Raw genomic sequence first — 18,967 nt, forward strand, 5'->3', positions numbered from 1 at the left:
CCCGGTTGACGCTCGCGATCTTGCCGGGCCAGGATCTGGCGCAGGCGCCATTCATCCCTCCAATCATGCCAATCCCGCGACGCCGCGTCGAGATCCTGGCCTTCCCGGACGTCCAGCTCCTCGACGTCGCCGGGCCGCTCCAGGTCTTCGCCTCCGCCAACGACGAGGCCGGGCCTGACCGGCCCTACGATCCCGTCGTGGTCGCCCGCGAACCCTGCGTGACGGCCTCGGCGGGCCTGGGCCTGGTCGCGGCCCCGCTGCCCCGGGCCGACGCCCCCCTCGACACGCTCGTGGTGGCCGGCGGCCGCGGGGTCGAGGCCGTGAGCCGCGACCCGGCGATGCTCGCCTTCGTCCGGCAGCGCGCCGCGGCGGCCGCCCGCACCGCCTCGGTCTGCACCGGGGCCTTCGTGCTCGCCGCGGCCGGGCTCCTCGACGGGCGCCGGGCCGTCACGCATTGGGACCATTGCGGCCTCTTCGCCGAGCGCTTCCCGCGGGTGCGGCTCGATCCCGATCCGATCTTCGTGCGGGACGGCGCCGTCTGGACCTCGGCCGGCGTCACGGCGGGAATCGATCTCGCCCTCGCGATGGTCGAGGAGGATCTCGGCCGGGCGGCGGCCCTCGCGGTCGCCCGGCGCCTCGTCGTGTTCCTCAAGCGCCCCGGCGGGCAGGCGCAGTTCAGCACCGTGCTGGCCCTCCAGGCCGAGCCGGGCCGCTTCGACGGGCTGCATGCCTGGATCGCCGGCCACCTGCGCGGCGACCTCTCCCTGCCGGTCCTCGCCGCCCGGGCGGGGATGAGCGCCCGCAGCTTCTCGCGCCACTACCGGCAGGCGACCGGCCGCACCCCCGCCCGCGCCGTCGAGGCGATCCGGGTCGAGGCGGCCCGGCGCCTGCTGGAGCAGGGCGCGCCGGTCGCCCGGGCGGCGGCGCGCTGCGGCTTCGGCTCCGAGGAGACGATGCGGCGCGGCTTCCTGCGGGTGCTCGGCACCGCGCCCCGGACCTACCGGGAGCGCTTCGCCGGGCCGTCCGCCTGATCCGGGATCCGCTTGCTCAAGCGGATCCCGGATCACGCGCCTGCGCGGCGCCTGAGCGCGGCGCCTGAGCGAAGCCGACATCCGGATGGCCGAAATGGGAGATGGCGACGCAACCGATCGGATGTCGTACGACGCGCCCGCCTCAGGCGAGGCCGAGCCGCGCGCGCAAGCCCTGCGGCGTCGCGCCCCGCGCCCGCAGGGACGCGAGCGGCTCGGAGCCGCGCGACTTGGCGAGCTTGCCGCCCTCCGGATCGAGGATCAGCCCGTGATGGTGGTAGAGGGGCGCCGGCAGGCCGAGCAGCGCCTGGAGCAGGCGGTGCAGGTCGGTGGCCGCGTCGAGATCGGCGCCCCGCACCACGTGGGTCACGCCCTGGAGGGCGTCGTCGTGGACCACCGCGAGGTGGTAGCTCGCCGGCACGTCCTTGCGGGCGAGGACCGCGTCGCCCCAGCGCTCCGGCCGCGCCTCGCGGTGCGTCACCGCGCCCTCCGGGTCGAAGCTCGCGACGAGGAGCGGCTCCGGGCAGGCGGCGCGGGCGCGCGCCATGTCGAGGCGCCAGGCATGGGGCTCGCCGGCGGCGATCCGTGCCGCCGCGTCCGGGCGCCCGCGGCAGGTGCCCGGATAGAGCGGCGCGCCGTCGGGATCGCGCCCCGTGCTCGTTCCCGCCACCTCCCGGCGCGTGCAGAAGCAGGGATAGACCAGGGAGCGGGCGCGCAGGCGCGCGAGGGCGGCCGCGTACTCGGCGAAATGCGCCGATTGGCGCCGGACCGGCTCCTCGAAGGGGAGGCCGAGCCAGCGCAGATCCTCGATCGTCGCGGCCGCGAGCTCCGGCCGGCAGCGCGTGACATCGATGTCCTCGATCCGCAGGATCAGGCGGCCGCGCATCCGCGCCGCGAGGGCGGCGTTGAGCAGGGCCGAGTAGGCGTGACCGAGATGCAGCCGGCCGTTGGGGCTCGGGGCGAAGCGGAAGACCGGAGGGGACACGGGCGCGATGGGGCGGGTCGAGCGTGAGCCTGAGATGGGGATGGCGGGCCCCCGCGTCGATGCCGGCGGGCCGCCGACGCGGCTCCTCGACTCGGAGGCCGTGCTGCGGGAGGGGGTCGCGGCGCTGACCCGGTGCGACCCGCTGATGGCGCGCCTCGTGGCGGAGGGGGCGACCCCGCCCCTGCGCAAGCGCCCGCCGGGCTACGAGGGGCTCGCCGGCATCATCGTGGCCCAGCAGCTCTCGACGGCGAGCGCGGGCGCGATCTGGGGCCGGCTCAGGGCGCTGCTGCGGGACGTGACCCCCGAGACCGTCGCGGCGGCGGCCGAGGCGGACCTCAGGGCCGCCGGCCTGTCCGGGCCGAAGATCCGCACCCTGCGGGCGGTGGCGGAGGCGGTCGCGGCGGGCGACCTGCCGCTCCCCGCGCTCCACACCCTGCCGGCCGACGAGGCGCATCGCCGGATGGTGGCGGTGCGCGGCATCGGGCCCTGGACCGCGGACGTCTACCTGCTGTTCTGCCTCGGCCACCCGGACGCCTTCCCGGCGGGCGACCTCGCGCTCCAGGAGGCGGCGCGGCTGGCGGAGGGGCTCGACGCGCGCCCGAGTGCCGCGGCGCTCGCCGCGCGGGCGCAGGCGTGGCGGCCCTGGCGCGGGGTCGCCGCCAAGGTGCTCTGGGCGTATTACCGCGTGGCCAAGGCGCGCGACGGCGCGCCCCTCGCTCCCTGAGGCGCCGCGGCGCGCCGGTCACCACCCGACGCGCGACGGCGCGCCGGTCACCACCTGACGCGCGACGGCGCGCTCCTGCTCCCGAGGTGCCACCATGACGACGCTCACCGGCCCGCGCCTGCCTCCCCGCTCCGGCCGGGCGCCGCGCCAGCTCGTGGTCCTGCTGCACGGCTTCGGCGCGGACGGCAACGACCTGATCGACCTCGCCCACGCGTGGCAGCCGCTGCTGCCGGACGCCGCCTTCGTGTCGCCGCACGCGCCCGAGCCCTGCATCCAGGGCTTCGGCCGGCAATGGTTCTCCCTCACCTTCCGGGACCCGCACGAGCGCTGGCGCGGGGTGAACCGGGCGGCGCCCACCCTCGACGCCTTCCTGGACGCCGAACTCGCGCGGGCCGGGCTCGACGAGAGCCGCCTCGCCCTGGTCGGATTCAGCCAGGGCTGCATGATGGCGCTGCATGTGGGGCTGCGCCGGCCGCGCCGCCTCGCCGCCGTGGTCGGCCTGTCGGGCATGCTGGTGATCGAGGAGGGCAAGGGTAGCGAGAGCCTGGGTCCCGAGAGCCTCAAGCCCGCGATCCGCTCCGTGCCGCCGATCCTGCTGGTCCACGGCGACCAGGACGAGGTGATCCCCGTCGAGGCGCTCTTCCTCTCGGCCGATCTCCTGGCGGCCGCGGAGGTGCCGGTGGAGTGGCACCTCTCGGCGGGCACGGGGCACGGCATCGACGAGGGCGCCCTGCAGCATGCGGGGCTGTTCCTCGCGAGCGGCTTCGCCGGAAGGTAGGGAGGACGCGGGAAGTCCCGGTCCCCGCCCGTCTCACCCCCGCACCTCCTTGAGCGCCGCCTGGGCGCCGAGCCGCAGCAGCGCCCCGTCGCCCATCAGCGCGACGAGGTCGAAGCCCTCCTGCACGTTCTCGCGCCCGCGGGCCGGCGAATGGGCGTAGACGCCGATCCGCTTGCCGGCCGCGCGCGCCCGCGCCTTGGCGTGGTCGAGGGCCGCGCGCACCACGCTGCCGCCCGGATCGAGGGCGGCGCCGCCCGAGAGCGCGATCGAGAGGTCGGAGGGGCCGATGAAGATGCCGTCGATGCCCTCGACCGCCAGGATCGCGTCCACCGCGTCCAGGGCCTCGCGGGTCTCGACCATCGCCAGCGTCAGGCAGAAGCCGTTCGCCTCCTTGAGGTAGTGATCGCCCCCGAGACCCGACAGGGCGAGGGCCGGCAGCGGTCCCCAGCTGCGCGCGCCGAGCGGCGGGTACTTGGCGAAGGTGGCGAGCATGGCCGCCTCCTCGGCGCTGTTCACCATCGGGGCGATCACCGCCGAGACGCCCGCGTCGAGCACCCGCGACACCGTGTTGAAGGCCGCCACCGGCACCCGCGCCAGGGTCGGCTTGCCGCGGGCTGCCACGAGCGGAACCGTGCGCGCGACCGCCGCCTCGTCGAAGCCGCCGTGCTGCATGTCGAGCGTGATCGCGTCGAAGCCGGGCTCCGCCGCGAGGAGCCCGGCCACGGCCGGCTCGGGGATCCCGCACCAGGCGGAGACGAGGGGCGTGCCCTCCCGCATCCGCGCCGCGAGCGCCGCCACCGCCCCACCCCGTTCCGCCATGCCGTTCCTCCCCTGCGCCGCCCGCCGCTCCGGGCCGGTCCGGCGGCGAGCTTACGATTGCCCCGCCCGCCCCGTCGAGGCCGGGCGCCCGCCCGCGCCGCGGCTTGATCCGCCGCGACATCCGGCGATTCTTGACAGACGCGGCGCCCGGGACCACATCCCGGAGATTGCAGCGCACGCCAGGGACGGCGGCCCCCTCTCCGCCGGCAGCGAACCCGCAGACCGGCCGCAGAGTCGCGGCCCGGTCGATGCGTTGTGCTGCCTTCCCGCTTCGGGTACTTTGCGACCGGCTGCCGGGACAATGCGTCCCCGGCCCGACCTGGTTTCGGGTCGCCGCGCCGCGGGCCTCACACGTTTTTTGGAGCCACGGCCCCATGGATTTCCTCAAACCACGGTACACGCCTATGAACCGCCGCCGTCGCATCTACGAGGGCAAGGCGAAGGTCCTCTACGAGGGACCGGAGCCGGGCACGCTCATCCAGCACTTCAAGGATGATGCGACCGCCTTCAACGCTAAGAAGCACGAGGTGATCGATGGCAAGGGCGTGCTGAACAACCGGATCTCCGAGTTCGTGTTTCAGCATCTCAACGACATCGGCGTGCCGACTCATTTCATCCGCCGCCTGAATATGCGCGAGCAGCTGATCCGCGAAGTCGAGATCATTCCGCTCGAAGTCGTGGTGCGCAACGTCGCGGCCGGATCCCTGGCGACGCGGCTCGGCCTGGAAGAAGGCACGCAGCTCCCGCGCTCGATCATCGAGTTCTACTACAAGAACGACCAGCTCAACGACCCGATGGTGTCGGAGGAGCACATCACGGCGTTCGGCTGGGCGACGCCTCAGGAGATCGACGACATCATGGCCCTGGCCATCCGGGTCAACGACTTCCTGTCCGGCCTGTTCCTCGGCGTCGGCATCCGCCTCGTCGACTTCAAGATGGAGACGGGCCGGCTCTGGGAAGGCGACCTGATGCGGATCGTCGTCGCCGACGAGATCTCCCCCGATTCGTGCCGCCTCTGGGACATCAAGAGCCAGGACAAGCTCGACAAGGACCGCTTCCGCAAGGATCTGGGCGGCCTGATCGAGGCCTATTCGGAGGTGGCGCGCCGCCTCGGCATCCTGGGCGAGAACGAGAAGGTGCAGAGCGGCGGTCCCCGCCTCGTCCAGTAGGCGACGGCGAGCATCGGCGATCCGGAGCGGGGCCGCCCCTCGGGCGGCCCCGCTTCGCGTTCAGCGGGGGCCGGCGCCGGGCGCGGGGCGCAGCCGCGTGTAGGTCGGGGCCTGCGGGTCGAAGGCCGGATGGTACCAGGGATCGGCGGCGAGCGCCGCCCCCCAGCGCGCCCGCAGGGAGGCGACCTCGGCGGCGTGGCGCCGCGCGGCCTCCGGCGTCCAGCGCCGGCTCGCCGCCTCCCGGTGGTGCAGCACCGCGCCGGGCACGATCAGGGTGCGGTAGCCCGCCCGGTCGAGGCGCAGGCAGAGGTCGACGTCGTTGAAATCGACCGCGAAGGCTGCCTCGTCGAAGCCGCCGACCTCGGCGAATTTGCGCGCCTCGACCACGAGGCAGGCGGCCGTCACGGCGGCGACCCGGTGGGTCGCGGCGAGGCGGTGCAGGTAGCCCGGCGCGTCCCCGGGGAAGTGGCGATGGGCGTGGGTGACGAGCCCGCCCGTGCCGAGCACGATGCCGCCGTGCTGGACGCGGCCGGCCGCGTCGAGGAGCTTCGCCCCGACCGCGCCCACCTCCGGCCGCAGCGCCTCCTCGGCCATCCGCCGCAGCCAGTCCGGCCGGAACGCCTCGACGTCGTTGTTGACGAAGCCGAGGAGCCGCCCGCGGGCGATCCCGGCGGCCCGGTTGTTCATCGCCGCGAAGTTGAACGGCCCCGGGCAGGGCAGCACCCGGGCCGCGCCCGCCTCCTCCAGCGCCCGCAGATAGGCGAGGGTCTCGGGCTCGCGGCTGTCGTTGTCGCAGACGATGATGTCGAGGGCCGGCCAGTCCGTGCGGGCGCGCAGGCTGTCGAGGCAGGTGCGCAGGAGGTCGAGGCGGTCGCGGGTCGGCACGATCAGGCTCACGAGCGGCGGCTCGGGAAGCGGGCGGCGCAGGGTCAGCACGCCGCACGGCCCGGTCTCGATCCCCGCCTCCGGCGCGCGGGCGCGGGCGAGCGCCCGGCGGGCTTGGCGGGAGGCGTCGCCGGAGGCGGCCGCGAAGGGCCGCCACAGGGAGAGCACGCGGGGCAGGTGGCGGACGGCGCCGGGGCCGTGCCGATCGTGCAGCCGCAGCAGGAGCGCCGGGACGTCGTCGCCCGCCTCCCCCCGCACCGCGTCGCGCAGGGCGACGACCGGGCCGACGTAATCGACCGCGAGCAGGAAGTCGGGGTCGAAGGCGGGCCGCAGCAGCGGCAGCAGCGGGCGGTCCCCGGGGCCGAGCACCAGCGCGTCGCCGTAGAGGGCCCTCAGGCCCGGATCGCTCGCGAAGGCCTCGGCGACCGCGGCGGCGGCCCCCTCCGCGAGGCAATGCCCCTCCGGGCACAGGATCACCGGGCCGTGCCCGGCGGGCGCGGCCGCCCGCGCGGCGGGCGCGCCCGCGACGGGGCGCGGGCGCAGGCGCGGGTGCGCCCCGAGGAGCGCGGCGGCGCGGTTGCGGGCGCGCACGCGCTTGCCCGTGAGCCACGCCCAGCCGATGGCGAGGGCCTCGCGCGGGTGCGCCAGCAGCCCCGGCAGCGCCGCGAGGGCGTCCCGCCCGGAGCCGCGCAGCGGCTCGGCGAAGCGCAGGGCGTCGAGGGCCGGGGATGGGGGGAAGCGGCGCGCGCGCGTCACGCGGGCCGCCCCGGCGCCCCGGTCCGGGGAGAGCGGGCCTTCCTCACTCCAGATCCTCCCCGAAGGTCGTGACCGAGAAGGCCGGATGATAGTACGGGTCGTCGCGGATGACCGCCCGCCAGCGCGCCGTGAAGCGGGCCGCCTCCGCCTCGAACCGCGCCCGCGCCGGCCCGACCGAGGGGCCGCGGCTCACCGATTCGTGGTGGTCGAGCACCGCGTGCGGGCACCAGAGGTTGCGCAACCCCGCCTCCCGCAGGCGCAGGCAGAAGTCGATGTCGTTGAAATCGACCGCGAAGGCGGCCTCGTCGAATCCGCCGACCCGCTCGAAACCGGCGCGCGTCACCGCGAGGCAGGCCGCGGTGACGCCCGCCACCTCGTGGGTCACGCGGAGCCGCCCGAGATGGCCGGGCGTGTCGGCGGGCCGGTTGCGCAGCGTGTGGCCGGCCCGCCCGCCGAGGCCGACGACCACGCCGGCATGCTGCAGGCGCCCGTTGCCGTAGAGGAGCTTGGCCCCGACGGCGCCGATCCCGGGCCGCACGGCGAGGCGGACCATCTCGGCGAGCCAGCGCGGGTCGCGCACCGCCACGTCGTTGTTGAGGAGCACCACGACGCTGCCGCGCGCGGCCGCCACCCCGGCATTGACCAGGCTGGAGAAGTTGAAGGGGCCGGGCCGGTCGATCCGGCGCACCCGGGGATCGCCCGACAGGTCCGCGTAGAAGGCGTGGACGGCGGGATCGACCGAGCCGTTATCGACGAGGACGAGGTCGAGGGCCGGGTAATCGGTCTCCTCCAGCACGCCGCGCACGGCGGTGCGGATCAGGTCCGGCCGGTCCCGGGTCGGGATCACCACCGAGGCGAGGGGCGGCGGATCGGGGAGCGGCCAGAGCAGATCGGGGGCGCCGCCCTCCTCGCGCACCCGGGCGGGGGAGCCGGCGCGCCGCAACGCCTCGCGCAGCAATCCGGGCTCCGCCGCCTCGGGGCCGGCCGGCCGGCGGCACAGGATGCGGGGGACGTGGCGCACCCGCTCGGGCGCGACGGCCAGGAAGGCGGCGGGGGCCAGCGCGCGCGTCCCCTGCGCCTCCTCCCAGCCGCAGCGCGCGAGGAGGTCGCGGGCGAGCAGCATCGGCCGGCCCGGATAGCCGGTCGCGAGGGCGAGGTCGGGGCTCCAGGCCGGCTTCAGGCGCGGCGCGAGGCCGGAGGGCGTCTCGACCTCCTCGTCCGCGTAGGCGAGGTCGGCGCCGTCGAGGGCGCGGGCGAGCTGGGCGAGGGCGTCCGGGGCGAGCACGTCGCCCGGGTGCAGGAGGCCCACGGCCTCGACCTCCTCCGGGAAGGCCGCGCCCTCGCCGATCCGGGGATCGCGCGGCAGCCCGGCCGGCGGCGCGCCGCGCCAGGACAGGGCGAGGCGCCAGTCGCGGTGGCTCTGGGCGAGGAGCGAGGACAGGCTCGCGCGCAGCGCGGCCTCCTCGCCGGGCGCGGCCGCGAGCAGGAGGCCGATCCGCCGCGGCACCGGGACGAGGCGGTCGAGGGCGGGCTCGAAGGGCCGGGCGCGCTCGGCCCGCCAGGCCGGGTAGGCGGAGAGCGGCGTCACCGCCGCGGCGATGCGCAGGGTGTTGCGGAAGCGCCGCCCGTCGCGCTGGGCGGCGCGGAGCAGCGCGACCGCGAGGGTCGCGGGCCGCCGCCGCGCCGCGCGGGCGAGCACGGCCGGGAGCCCGAGGAGCCGCGCCGCCTCGACCCGGAACCCCGCGGGCGGGGCGGCGAGCAGGATCGCCGTCGTGCCCGGCGGCACCGGCCCGAGCCACGCGGCGCGGCCGAGCACCGGCCCGGGCAGCAGCGCCTCCGACGGGTCGGGGCCGAGGAAGCGCAGCATCGGCCGCGGCGCCGGGGCGAAGCGGTCGGCCGCGTAGGTGAGCGAGAGCCAGCGCCCGCCGGGCGCGCCCGGCAGGACCAGGCGGCGCGCGAAATCGGGGTCGTCGTGGGGTTCGAGGCGAACAGGGGGCGGGGACACGTGGCCGGCGGCTCAGCCCGCCGGTGCGGAGCCGGCCCCGCGGCCGCGCTTGGCGGGCTTGCCCGCGCCGCCGAGCCCGACCTCGATCTCGAACTCGTTCGCCGCGCGGGCCGGCACCGTGATGCCGTCCTCCACGACGGCGAAGCTCGCGCTGGCGGCGCCTGCCGGGATCGTCACGCTCGCCCGCCGGGTGCGGCGGGCGAAGACGGTGCCGCCCTGCTTGACCGTGACGGTCACGGGCGCCTCGAACCGCCCCGGCGCGCCGGCCGGGCCGAGGAGCACCCGTCCCTGGACGCCGACCTTGACCAGGACGGAGCCGCCCGGCCCGGGGCCGCATTCGCGGCTCACCTGCGCCAGGGAGATCTGGTGGCGGATGCCGGTCCCCGTGCCCGACTGGATCGAGGAGCCGCCCTCGGTGATGTCGATGATCGGGCAATAGACGTCGTCGGGGTTCGCCGGCGCCTCGGGCGGCTTGGTGGTGCCGCCGTAGCGGAAGATGTTGAGGAGCGGGTTGCTCCCGTCATCCTCCTGGGCCGCGGCCGGCCCGGCCAGGGCGACGGCGCAGAGCAGGACCGCGCAGCCTCTCAGGGATGTGCCTGCTGTCACGATGGCGGCTCCCGGCTATTGCAGCTTGTCGAACCCGGCCGCGAAGCCCTTGAGCGAGAGCGGGATGCCCACGCCCTCCTCGGGCGTCTGGAAGACGATGAAGGTGGCCTGCTGGCCGGTCTTGAGCTGCCGGATCAGGTTCTCGTCCATCACCACCTCGGCGACGCAGCCGGTGGTCAGGCAACGCACGAACAGGGTGCGGCCGATATCGGCCTGATCGATCTTCAGGCCGAGGCCGGAGGGAAGCAGGATGCCGAGGGGCGCCACCACGCGCAGCAGGGTGCCGCGGTTGTCGGCCGTCCTCAGCACGATGACCGCGAGGGTGAGGTTCGGCCGGTCCTCGGCGGCGACGTACTGGACGAGGGCGCATTGCTCGGCCTTGGCGCCGGCGGGCGTCTCGCAGCGCAGCTGCCAATCCTCGAAGGTCTGCTTGACCGCACCCTGGGCGGCGGCCCGGCCGGCCGGGAGGCCCGCCGCGAGCAGGAGGGCCGCCAGGAGTACGGCCCGTCGCACCATGTCTCGCACCCTCGCCGGCTCCTTCCAGCGCCCCCGTCGAGCGCCACGACCCGCGGCTTCCGACCACGGGGAGTCGTGGCTGTCAAGCGACGCCGCGTCACGGCCCCGAAGACACAGGCGGGCCGCGACCCGTCCCGGTCGCCGCGGAACGGCTTCCTCCCGGGCCGGCTCGGCCCTAGATTTGCCGGGATCCGTCCGACCGAAGGACCGCCGATGCGCCCGCCCCTGAGTGCCGTCTCCCTCGCCCTGCTGCTCCTCGCCCCGCTCGCGGCGCGGGCCGAGCCCCTGCCGATGGAGGAGACCACCTACGTCGAGCGCTCGGTCAACCGCTACGGCCCGCTGACGATCGAGCACCCGCCGGTGCAGCGCAACCCGCGCGGGCGGCGCGCCTCCCGCTCGGCCGCGATCGCCGGCTTCTGCCGCGAGGGCGGCGTGATCCGCCGCCACGACGAGGCCGGCGTGGTGATCATCCGGCAGCGCGAGGTCTGCGACGCGATCGCGCCGCGCACCCTCGCCCCGGGCCAGGTCGATCCGCGCCCGACCTGGCCGGCGGTCACGCGGGTGGTGGTGCGCAGCAGGGGCTGAGCCCGGCGCGGCGCCGGGGGCGGTTTCGCCGAGGCGCCTCCCCCTCACCCGTAGCGGTGCAGCTCGGTCCCGTGCCGCTTGAGCCAGCGCTCGGCCTCCTCGACGCGGGGGTAGAGGCGGTCGAGCAGGGACCAGAAGCGGTCCGAGTGGTTCATCTCCGCGAGATGGGCCACCTCGTGGGCGGCGAGGTAGTCGAGCACGAAGGGCGGCGCCAGGATCAGCCGCCAGGAGAAGTTGAGGTGCCCGCTCGCCGAGCAGGAGCCCCAGCGGCTGCGCGTGTCGCGGACGGTGAGGCGCCTCGGGCCGCGGCCGAGGGCCCGGGCATGCCGGGCCACGGCCTCGCGCAGGTCGCCGCGCGCCTCGGCTTCCAGGTAGTCGCGCACCCGGCGCCCCACATGCGGCACCTGGCAGGCCACCGCGATCACCGGCGCCTCCTCGGCGTCCCGGGTGGCGACCGTCGCGCCCCCGGCCAGCGACCAGTGCAGGATCCGGTGCGGCACGCCCCGCAGCGGAACCAGGGCCCCCGGCTCCAGGGCGACCCGGGCCGGCACCCTGGCGACGCGGGCCGCGACCCAGTCCGCGTGCGCGTCGGCGAAGCGCTGGGCCACCGACACCGCCGTGCGCTCGGGCAGCGTCAGCACGACCTCCCCGGTCGCGCTCGACACCCTGAGCGTGATCCGCCGGGCGCTGGCGCGCCGCCGCATCGCCACCCGGAAGGTGGTTCCGTCGTGCGCGACCGTCAGGTGAGTGGGATCGGGCGCCGACCGGCGCAGCAACGCGACTCGCATGGCGCCACTCTAGGCGGTCGGCGGGCCTGCTGCCAGCGTGCCGGTCGCGCTCCCTTCGCCGCCTCAGCTCGCCTGAAGCAGCCGCGGCGGCGCCATCGTGGTGCCCTGCATCTCGTGCATGAAGGCGGAGATCCGCGGCAGGATCTGCGCCCGGAAGCGCGAGCCGTTGAACACCCCGTAATGCCCCACCCCCTGCTGCAGGTGGTAGAGCTTGCGCGGGTCCGGCAGGTTCGGGGTGAGGTCCAGGGCCGCCTTGGTCTGGCCGACGCCGGAAATGTCGTCCTTCTCGCCCTCGACCGCCATGATGGCGCAGCGGCGGATCGCCGTCGGGTCGACCGGCGCACCGTGATGGCGCATCTCGCCCTTCGGCAGGGCGTGCTGGACGAACACCGTCTCGACCGTCTGCAGGTAGAAATCCGCCGTGAGATCCATCACGGACAGGTACTCGTCGTAGAATTCGCGGTGCTTCTCGGCCGAGTCGCCGTCGTTGCGCACGAGGTGCTTGAACATGTCCCAGTGCGCCGTCAGGTGACGGTCGAGGTTCATGCCCATGAAGCCCGAGAGCTGGAAGAAGCCGGGATAGACCTGGCGCCAGGTGCCGGGATAGCCCGGCGGCACGACCGTGATGCAGTTGCGCTTGAACCACTCGATGCCGCGCTCGGCCGCGAGGCAGTTCACCGCGGTCGGCGAGCGGCGGGTGTCGATCGGGCCGCCCATCAGGGTCATGGAGGTCGGCACGCCGGGCATGCCCTCCGCCTCCATCCGGGCCACCGCCGCGAAGACCGGGACCGCGGGCTGGCACACCGCCATCACGTGCAGGTCGGGACCGAGATGCTGGAAGATCTCGATCAGGTAGTCGATGTAGCTGTCGAGGTCGAAGCGCCCGACCTCGAGCGGCACCATGCGGGCGTCGATCCAGTCGGTGATGAAGACCTCGTGGCCGGGCAGCAGCGCCTCGACGGTGCCGCGCAGCAGCGTCGCGTAGTGGCCCGACATCGGGGCGACGACCAGCACCTTCGGCTGGGCCTGGGCGGGCGGGAGGCGCAGCGCCCGCTCGAAGGCGACGAGCCGGCAGAAGGGCTTCTCCCAGACCACGCGCTCGCTCACCGCGACCGTCATGCCCTCGACCACCGTCGTCGGGAGCCCGAAGGCGGGCTTCCCGTAGCGCCGGGTGGTGCGCTCGAACATCTCGCAGGCCGCCGAGACCGTGCGGCCGTAGGGCGTGTAGGAGATCGGATTCACCGGGTTCTGGAACACGAGCTGCGTCGCGTCCGCCGCGACCCGCGCCGGCGTCAGCATCCAATGCGCCGCTTCGTACAAGAAATAAGACAGATCCATGCCGCACCGCCCGTTCTCGGATCCGGCGGCGCCGCAGCGCCGCGGGAGACGCCCGCATCCAACCGACTGTCAGAGGTTATGGTTCCGGTCGGCGCACGCAAGGGCATCCCGTTGACCCAAAGTGCAATATGATACCAAAGAAAGCGGGCTGTGCCATTTTGGTCGCAGGGCTGCCCGGAAAAGTGGCATTATCTTGCAGGGGGCGCGGGGGGCCGGGGCCTGGGCAGAGCCCCGTCGCGCGCTATCGTGGTGGCATGACGAATGAGGCTTCGCCGATCGACCTCGTGCACGACGCGCGTCACCTGCGCCTGGACACGCTCGTGCGCCTGCGCTGGCTCGCCATCACGGGCCAGAGCGCCGCGGTGGCGGGCGCGCATCTCGGGCTCGGCCTGCCCCTGCCCTTCGGCTGGTGCTTCCTCGTCATCGCGGCCTCCTCCTGGCTGAACCTCATCCTGCGGGTGCGCTTCCCGGCGAGCTACCGGCTGAGCGACACGTCGGCGGCGCTGCTGCTCGCCTTCGACATCGTCCAGCTCGCCGCGCTCCTGTTCCTCACCGGCGGGCTGCAGAATCCCTTCTCGCTCCTCTTCCTCGCCCCGGTCCTGATCTCCGCGACGGCCCTGCCCCCGGCCCACACCCTGGCCCTCGGCCTGTTCGCGGTCGGCCTGTCGACGCTGCTCGCCCTCGTCCACCGGCCGCTGCCGTGGTTCTCGGCGGAGCGGATGGAGATCCCCTTCCTCTACGTCTCGGGGGTCTGGACCGCGATCCTGCTCGGCATCGCCTTCACGGGCGTCTACGCGTGGCGGGTCGCCGAGGAGGCGCGCCAGCTCGCCCAGGCGCTCGCCGCGACCGAGCTGGTCCTCGCCCGCGAGCAGCACCTGTCGCAGCTCGACGGGCTCGCGGCGGCGGCCGCGCACGAACTCGGCACGCCGCTCGCCACCATCACGGTGGTGGTCAGCGAACTCGACCGGGCGCTCGGCCCCGCCGCCACGCCCGCGGTCGCCGAGGACCTGAAGCTCCTGCGCGAGCAGGTCGAGCGCTGCCGGGGCATCCTGTCGAAGCTCACCTCCCTGGACGAGGACCAGTCGAGCTTCCTGGAGACGATCTCGCTCAGCCACCTCGTAGAGGAGCTGGTGGCGCCCCAGCGGGCGCTCGGGATCATCCTCGACGTCTCGACCCGCGGCGAGGGGACGGAGCCCCGCTGCCGGCGCAATCCCGGCGTGCTCTACGGGCTCTCGAACATCGTCGACAACGCGGTGGACTTCGCCGAGAGCCGCGTCGTCATCGAGGCGCGCTGGAGCGCGGACCGGGTCTGGCTGGAGATCCGCGACGACGGCCCGGGCTTCGCCCCCGACGTGCTGCTGCGGGTCGGCGAGCCCTACGTCACGACGCGGGGCGCCGGGCGCTCGGGCAGCGGCGAGGAGGGCGGATCGGGGCTCGGGCTCGGCCTGTTCATCGCCAAGACCCTGATCGAGCGCTCGGGCGCCCAGATCGCCCTCGCCAACGCGGCCGATCCCTCGACCGGCGCCGTGGTGCGCATCGCCTGGCCGCGTCACGTTTTCGAGAGGGACGTGGCGGCGCGCAAATTCGGGGGAACGAGCGGCGCTCTCCCCCTGACGACGGCCCGCGACGTTCCTATATAACGTTTTGAAGAGACTGAACGAATAGTGAGGAGCGTCTCTTGATGACGCAGTACGGAACCCAGACTCCACCGAGCTCCGGACTCGTACCGGAAGGCGATCCGCTCGCGGCACACGCGGATCGCAGCCTGCTGATCGTGGACGACGACAAGCCGTTCTCGACGCGGCTCGCCCGCGCGATGGAGGCCCGCGGCTACCAGGTGCAGGTGGCCGAGAGCGTGGCGGAGGGCGTCTCGCTCGTGGACGCGCATCCGCCGGCCTTCGCGGTGATCGACATGCGGCTCGCCGACGGCAACGGCCTCGACGTGATCGCCCGGCTCAAGGAGCGCCGCCCGGAGGCGCGGGGCGTGATCCTGACGGGCTACGGCAACATCGCGACGGCGGTGACGGCCGTGAAGCTCGGCGCCTTCGACTACCTAGCCAAGCCCGCCGACGCGGACGAGATCCACGGCACGCTGATGGCCCAGCCGGGCGAGCGGGCGGACCCGCCCGAGAACCCGATGTCCGCCGACCGGGTGCGCTGGGAACACATCCAGCGCGTCTACGAGCTGTGCAACCGCAACGTCTCCGAGACGGCCCGCCGCCTCAACATGCACCGCCGCACCCTGCAGCGGATCCTCGCCAAGCGCGCGCCGCGGTAGGCGCGCGTGACTCCGGGGGACGAGCCACCCCGCTCCCGCGCGCGCCAGTTCCGCGCGCGGGAGCGGGGTTTTTGGTGCCGGCGGCGAGGCGGCGCACCCTCCTCATCCGAGATCCGCACGGACGCGTCGCGCGGGCCTGCCCCGCGTCAGATCCCGGCCGCCCCGCCGTCCGAGCGCGGATCATGGGTCGCCTCCACCCGCCCGTTGCCGGGATGGCGCACCAGCAGCCCGGCATGGCCGAGGGAATCGACGTAGGCGCCGCCGAGCTCCTCGATCTCGTGGCCGCGGCGGCGGAGCTCCGCGATGCAGGACGGGTCGAAGCGGTCCTCGACCTTGACGGTCATCGACTCGGCGCCCCAGGTGCGGCCGAACAGGAGCCGCGGCGCGTCGACCGCCTCGGCCACGCCCATCCGGTGGCCGGCGTAGCGGGTGAAGATCTGGGCCTGGAATTGCGGCTGACCGTCCCCGCCCATGCTGCCGTAGGAGAGCACCCGCCCGTCGTCGAGCACGGCGAGCGCCGGGTTGAGGGTGTGGAAGGGCTTGCGGCCTGGCTCGAGCGGGTTCGTGGCCTTGGGATCGAGCGAGAAGGAGGTGCCGCGGTTCTGCCACGCGATGCCGGTCGCCGGCAGGACGAGGCCGGAGCCGAATTCCCAGTAGACCGACTGGATGTAGGAGACGGCGAGGCCCGACCCGTCGATCGCCCCCATCCAGACCGTGTCGCCGTCGCCGAGCGGGCGCAGGGGGTAGGGGGCGGCCCGGTCCATCGCGATCGCGGCGGCCTCGCGGGCGAGGCGGTCGGGGGTCAGGAAGGCGGCGGGATCGTGCCGCAGCCGGTCGAAGTCGGTGACGACGCCGTCGCGCACCCGGAAGGCGCGCTTCGTCGCCTCGATCAGGGCGTGGCACCAGGCGGGTGATTCGGGCGGCAGCCTGCCGAGCCGCTCGACGATCCCGAGGATCATCAGGGCCGCGAGCCCCTGGGTCGGCGGCGGGCAATTGAAGACGGTGCCCTGGGCGAGCCGCACCGACAGCGGGGCCCGCCGCACCGCCCGGTAGGCGTCGAGGTCGGCGCGGGTCACCGGGCTGCCGGCCCGGTCGAGATCGGCGGCGATCTCGCGCCCGACGTCGCCCCGGTAGAAGTCGTCGAGCCCCGCATGGGCGAGCTGGTCCAGGGTCGCGGCCAGGGCCGGCAGGGCGCGGACCGCGCCGGCGGCGGGCGCCTTCCCGCCGATCAGGAAGGTCCCGGCGAAGCCCGGCTGATCGTAGAGCGTGTCGAGTTCCTTGGGGACGTAGCGGGCCTCCGAGGCCGACACCGCGACGCCCTCCCGGGCGAGGCGGATCGCGTCGCCGAGCAGGACCGGGAGGGGCAGCCTGCCGCCGAGGGCGGCGGCGAGATCGCGCGCCAGGGCCCAGCCGCCGACCGCGCCCGCGACCGTGACGGCGGCATCCGCCCCGCGGTCGGGGATCCGCTCGTGGCCCTTGTCGCGGTAGCGCCGGATCGTGGCGAGCCGGCCGGCGGGCCCGCAGGCCTCGATGGCGTGGACCCGCCCGCCGGGCTCGCGCACGAGCCAGAATCCATCGCCGCCGATGCCGTTCATGTGGGGGTAGACGACCGCGATCGTGGCCGCCATGGCGAGCATGGCTTCGACGGCGTTGCCGCCCTCCGCCAGCACGGCGCGGCCGCTCGCGGCGGCGAGGTGGTGGGGAGCCGCGCAGGCGGCGTGGTCGAAGACGGGGGTCTCGGGCATCGGGCTCGGGGGATGGCGTGACGACGGGGCCGGTTGCGCCCCGGGGGGCCTTCAGGCTATCGCCCGCGGGCGCCGAACGGAATATGGTCCGGCCCCCTCGTCCCACAGCCAAGGTCCCGCCCGTGCCCGCCAGCTCCGGCTCCCTCAGCACCCGCAACCTCGTCACGCTCCTCAGCATCATGGTGCTGGTCGGCACGGAGGTGTTCGGCGTCGCGATCGCGGCCGGCTGGGCCATCGCCGGCCTGTTCGAGCTCGGCGACCTCGTCGGCCACGTCCTGATGGGCGCCTTCAGCCTGGTCGCGCTCTCCATCATGGTCCAGCTCTGGCGCCGCGCCTCCAGCATCGAGCCGGTCCGCCCCCGGCGCTGAGACCGTCATGCTCGACCGCCGCCGCTTCCTCGCCGCCGCCGCGCTCCTGGCCGGCGGCCTCCCCGCCCGCGCGGCCGGCCTGCCGCTCGGGGCGCCGAGCCCCTTCGACTTCGAGGCGCTGAAGGCCCGCGCCCGCGACCTCGCCGCCGCGCCCTACCGGCCCCCGGCGATCCCCGACCGGGAGGTGCTGCAGGCGATCGACTACGACGCCCACGGCAAGCTGCGCTTCAAGCCCGACCACGCCCTCTGGGCCGAGGGCCCGGGCGCCTTCCCGGTGACCTTCTTCCATCTCGGCCGCTACTTCCAGAAGCCGGTGCGGATGCACCTGGTCGAGGGGGGCGAGGCCCGCGAGATCGTCTACGTCCAGGACGCCTTCGAGATGCCGGCGGATTCGCCCGCCCGGCGCCTGCCGCCGAATCCCGGCTTCGCGGGTTTCCGCTTCCAGGAGCGGCGCGGCGGCGCCCTCGACTGGCGGCGCAACGACTGGGTGGCGTTCCTCGGCGCCTCCTATTTCCGGGCGATCGGCGAACTCTACCAGTACGGACTCTCGGCGCGGGGCCTCGCCCTCGACACCGTGATGCCGGACCGGCCGGAGGAGTTTCCCGACTTCACTCATGTCTGGTTCGAGACGCCGGCGCCGGATTCCGACACCGTCACGGTGATGACGCTCCTCGACGGCCCCTCGGTGGCGGGCGCCTACCGGTTCCGGATGCGGCGCGGCAAGGCCGTGGTGATGGAGATCGAGGCGCGGCTGCACCTGCGCCGGGACGTCGGCCGCTTCGGGCTGGCGCCGCTCACCTCGATGTACTGGTTCTCCGAGACGGCCAAGCCCAGCGCCGTCGACTGGCGCCCCGAGGTGCACGATTCGGACGGGCTGGCCCTGTGGACCGGGAGCGGCGAGCGCCTCTGGCGGCCCCTGCGCAACCCGCCCCGGACCATGGTCTCGGCCTTCGTGGACGCGCGGCCGCGCGGCTTCGGGCTGATGCAGCGCGACCGCCTGTTCGACCATTACCAGGACGGGGTCTACTACGACCGCCGGCCCTCGCTCTGGGTCGAGCCGCTCGGGGATTGGGGCCGGGGCAGCGTGCAGCTCATCGAGAACCCGACCGACGACGAGATCCACGACAACGTCGTGGCCATGTGGGTGCCGGAGGAGCCGGCCCGGGCCGGCTCCGTGCACGACCTCGCCTACCGGCTGCACTGGGTGGCCGACGAGCCCTATCCGTCCGCGCTCGCGCGCTGCGTCGCGACCCGCGAGGGCAATGGCGGGCAGGCCGGGACGGAGCGCCCGAAGGGCCTGCGCAAGTTCGTGGTGGAGTTCCTGGGCGGGCCGCTGGCGCAGCTCCCCGCGGGCGTGAAGCCCGAGCCGGTGCTCAGCGCCTCCCGCGGCAGCTTCCCGCTCGCCCGCACGGAGGCGGTGCCGGACGACGTGCCGGGCCATTGGCGCGCCGAGTTCGACCTCGCGGTCACCGGGTCCGAGCCGGTGGAATTGCGGCTCTTCCTGCGCCAGGGCGACCGCACGCTCAGCGAGACCTGGACCTACCAGGTCATCCCGGCGGCCTGACCGCGGGATCGGGGCGATCCTGCGCCCCTC

18 protein-coding genes are annotated in these 18,967 nt (G+C 74.7%); 9 read left to right on the forward strand and 9 right to left on the reverse strand.

Translation table 11 applies throughout. The annotated features are described in order from the left end of the window. Positions 1-65: 65 nt before the first annotated feature. Positions 66-1,031 carry a GlxA family transcriptional regulator gene (locus M446_RS23450; protein ID WP_012334592.1) on the forward strand — a complete coding sequence of 322 codons (966 nt, stop codon included), beginning with the start codon at positions 66-68 and terminating at the stop codon, positions 1,029-1,031. Between the two features lie 142 nt (positions 1,032-1,173). Here M446_RS23450 and gluQRS read toward each other — a convergent pair whose 3' ends face one another. Further along, the gene (gluQRS, locus tag M446_RS23455; protein WP_012334593.1) at positions 1,174-2,013 is read right to left on the reverse strand and encodes a tRNA glutamyl-Q(34) synthetase GluQRS; all 840 of its coding nucleotides are present in this window, start codon (positions 2,011-2,013) and stop codon (positions 1,174-1,176) included. 40 nt (positions 2,014-2,053) lie between these two features. Between gluQRS and M446_RS23460 the strand changes: the two genes are divergently transcribed. Beyond that, positions 2,054-2,737: a DNA-3-methyladenine glycosylase family protein gene (locus M446_RS23460; protein WP_012334594.1), complete on the forward strand. Its 684-nt coding sequence runs from the start codon at positions 2,054-2,056 to the stop codon at positions 2,735-2,737. Positions 2,738-2,831: 94 nt separating this feature from the next. Continuing rightward, a complete protein-coding gene (locus M446_RS23465; protein WP_012334595.1) occupies positions 2,832-3,515 on the forward strand; it encodes an alpha/beta hydrolase in 684 nt (227 codons plus the stop codon). 33 nt (positions 3,516-3,548) lie between these two features. On the opposite strand, the gene M446_RS23470 is transcribed toward M446_RS23465, so the two are convergent. After that, positions 3,549-4,334 carry an HpcH/HpaI aldolase family protein gene (locus tag M446_RS23470; RefSeq protein WP_012334596.1) on the reverse strand — a complete coding sequence of 262 codons (786 nt, stop codon included), beginning with the start codon at positions 4,332-4,334 and terminating at the stop codon, positions 3,549-3,551. Positions 4,335-4,708: 374 nt separating this feature from the next. Between M446_RS23470 and purC the strand changes: the two genes are divergently transcribed. Next, positions 4,709-5,503, forward strand: coding sequence for a phosphoribosylaminoimidazolesuccinocarboxamide synthase (purC, locus tag M446_RS23475; protein ID WP_026190434.1), 795 nt, complete (start codon positions 4,709-4,711; stop codon positions 5,501-5,503). A gap of 60 nt (positions 5,504-5,563) precedes the next feature. Here purC and M446_RS23480 read toward each other — a convergent pair whose 3' ends face one another. From M446_RS23480 to M446_RS23495, 4 genes are read right to left on the reverse strand one after another with little or no spacing between them, the layout of a single operon-like run. Further along, positions 5,564-7,144 (reverse strand): glycosyltransferase family 2 protein, encoded by a 1,581-nt coding sequence (locus M446_RS23480; RefSeq protein ID WP_012334598.1) that lies wholly within the window; start codon positions 7,142-7,144, stop codon positions 5,564-5,566. A gap of 43 nt (positions 7,145-7,187) precedes the next feature. After that, positions 7,188-9,149 carry a glycosyltransferase family 2 protein gene (locus M446_RS23485; protein WP_012334599.1) on the reverse strand — a complete coding sequence of 654 codons (1,962 nt, stop codon included), beginning with the start codon at positions 9,147-9,149 and terminating at the stop codon, positions 7,188-7,190. 12 nt (positions 9,150-9,161) lie between these two features. Further along, positions 9,162-9,755 carry a hypothetical protein gene (locus M446_RS23490; protein WP_012334600.1) on the reverse strand — a complete coding sequence of 198 codons (594 nt, stop codon included), beginning with the start codon at positions 9,753-9,755 and terminating at the stop codon, positions 9,162-9,164. Positions 9,756-9,770: 15 nt separating this feature from the next. Beyond that, positions 9,771-10,271: an invasion associated locus B family protein gene (locus tag M446_RS23495; protein ID WP_012334601.1), complete on the reverse strand. Its 501-nt coding sequence runs from the start codon at positions 10,269-10,271 to the stop codon at positions 9,771-9,773. 213 nt (positions 10,272-10,484) lie between these two features. Here M446_RS23495 and M446_RS23500 point away from each other — a divergent pair, with 213 nt between their 5' ends. After that, positions 10,485-10,856: a hypothetical protein gene (locus tag M446_RS23500; protein WP_012334602.1), complete on the forward strand. Its 372-nt coding sequence runs from the start codon at positions 10,485-10,487 to the stop codon at positions 10,854-10,856. A 44-nt stretch (positions 10,857-10,900) separates the two neighbouring features. Here M446_RS23500 and M446_RS23505 read toward each other — a convergent pair whose 3' ends face one another. Both M446_RS23505 and M446_RS23510 read right to left on the reverse strand, forming a co-directional pair. Next, complete coding sequence (locus tag M446_RS23505; RefSeq protein WP_026190433.1) at positions 10,901-11,644, reverse strand: M48 family metallopeptidase; 744 nt, start codon at positions 11,642-11,644, stop codon at positions 10,901-10,903. Positions 11,645-11,707: 63 nt separating this feature from the next. Further along, entirely contained in the window at positions 11,708-12,982 is a 1,275-nt protein-coding gene (locus tag M446_RS23510; protein ID WP_012334604.1) for a polyhydroxyalkanoate depolymerase, read from the reverse strand. A 254-nt stretch (positions 12,983-13,236) separates the two neighbouring features. Between M446_RS23510 and M446_RS23515 the strand changes: the two genes are divergently transcribed. Both M446_RS23515 and M446_RS23520 read left to right on the forward strand, forming a co-directional pair. Continuing rightward, positions 13,237-14,622 carry an ActS/PrrB/RegB family redox-sensitive histidine kinase gene (locus tag M446_RS23515; protein WP_012334605.1) on the forward strand — a complete coding sequence of 462 codons (1,386 nt, stop codon included), beginning with the start codon at positions 13,237-13,239 and terminating at the stop codon, positions 14,620-14,622. Between the two features lie 41 nt (positions 14,623-14,663). Next, on the forward strand, positions 14,664-15,260 hold the full coding sequence (locus tag M446_RS23520; RefSeq protein ID WP_012334606.1) for an ActR/PrrA/RegA family redox response regulator transcription factor: 597 nt from the start codon (positions 14,664-14,666) through the stop codon (positions 15,258-15,260). A gap of 146 nt (positions 15,261-15,406) precedes the next feature. Here the strand turns inward: M446_RS23520 and M446_RS23525 are convergent, their stop codons facing one another. Next, positions 15,407-17,005: a gamma-glutamyltransferase family protein gene (locus M446_RS23525; protein WP_012334607.1), complete on the reverse strand. Its 1,599-nt coding sequence runs from the start codon at positions 17,003-17,005 to the stop codon at positions 15,407-15,409. A gap of 179 nt (positions 17,006-17,184) precedes the next feature. On the opposite strand from M446_RS23525, the gene M446_RS23530 reads away from it, so the two are divergent. Next, positions 17,185-17,373 (forward strand): hypothetical protein, encoded by a 189-nt coding sequence (locus tag M446_RS23530; protein ID WP_198293045.1) that lies wholly within the window; start codon positions 17,185-17,187, stop codon positions 17,371-17,373. Positions 17,374-17,380: 7 nt separating this feature from the next. Then, positions 17,381-18,937, forward strand: coding sequence for a glucan biosynthesis protein (locus tag M446_RS23535; RefSeq protein ID WP_012334609.1), 1,557 nt, complete (start codon positions 17,381-17,383; stop codon positions 18,935-18,937). Positions 18,938-18,967 lie beyond the last annotated feature (30 nt).

This window comes from Methylobacterium sp. 4-46 (assembly GCF_000019365.1).
In the GTDB taxonomy this organism is placed as follows: Bacteria; Pseudomonadota; Alphaproteobacteria; order Rhizobiales; family Beijerinckiaceae; genus Methylobacterium.

Coding starts and splice junctions, on each gene's coding strand:
- M446_RS23450 (WP_012334592.1), top strand. CDS start 66: ATGCCAATCCCGCGACGCCGCGTCGAGATCCTGGCCTTCCCGGACGTC.
- M446_RS23460 (WP_012334594.1), top strand. CDS start 2,054: ATGGCGGGCCCCCGCGTCGATGCCGGCGGGCCGCCGACGCGGCTCCTC.
- M446_RS23465 (WP_012334595.1), top strand. CDS start 2,832: ATGACGACGCTCACCGGCCCGCGCCTGCCTCCCCGCTCCGGCCGGGCG.
- M446_RS23470 (WP_012334596.1), bottom strand. CDS start 4,334: ATGGCGGAACGGGGTGGGGCGGTGGCGGCGCTCGCGGCGCGGATGCGG.
- purC (WP_026190434.1), top strand. CDS start 4,709: ATGGATTTCCTCAAACCACGGTACACGCCTATGAACCGCCGCCGTCGC.
- M446_RS23495 (WP_012334601.1), bottom strand. CDS start 10,271: ATGGTGCGACGGGCCGTACTCCTGGCGGCCCTCCTGCTCGCGGCGGGC.
- M446_RS23500 (WP_012334602.1), top strand. CDS start 10,485: ATGCGCCCGCCCCTGAGTGCCGTCTCCCTCGCCCTGCTGCTCCTCGCC.
- M446_RS23505 (WP_026190433.1), bottom strand. CDS start 11,644: ATGCGAGTCGCGTTGCTGCGCCGGTCGGCGCCCGATCCCACTCACCTG.
- M446_RS23510 (WP_012334604.1), bottom strand. CDS start 12,982: ATGGATCTGTCTTATTTCTTGTACGAAGCGGCGCATTGGATGCTGACG.
- M446_RS23515 (WP_012334605.1), top strand. CDS start 13,237: ATGACGAATGAGGCTTCGCCGATCGACCTCGTGCACGACGCGCGTCAC.
- M446_RS23520 (WP_012334606.1), top strand. CDS start 14,664: ATGACGCAGTACGGAACCCAGACTCCACCGAGCTCCGGACTCGTACCG.
- M446_RS23525 (WP_012334607.1), bottom strand. CDS start 17,005: ATGCCCGAGACCCCCGTCTTCGACCACGCCGCCTGCGCGGCTCCCCAC.
- M446_RS23530 (WP_198293045.1), top strand. CDS start 17,185: ATGGTGCTGGTCGGCACGGAGGTGTTCGGCGTCGCGATCGCGGCCGGC.
- M446_RS23535 (WP_012334609.1), top strand. CDS start 17,381: ATGCTCGACCGCCGCCGCTTCCTCGCCGCCGCCGCGCTCCTGGCCGGC.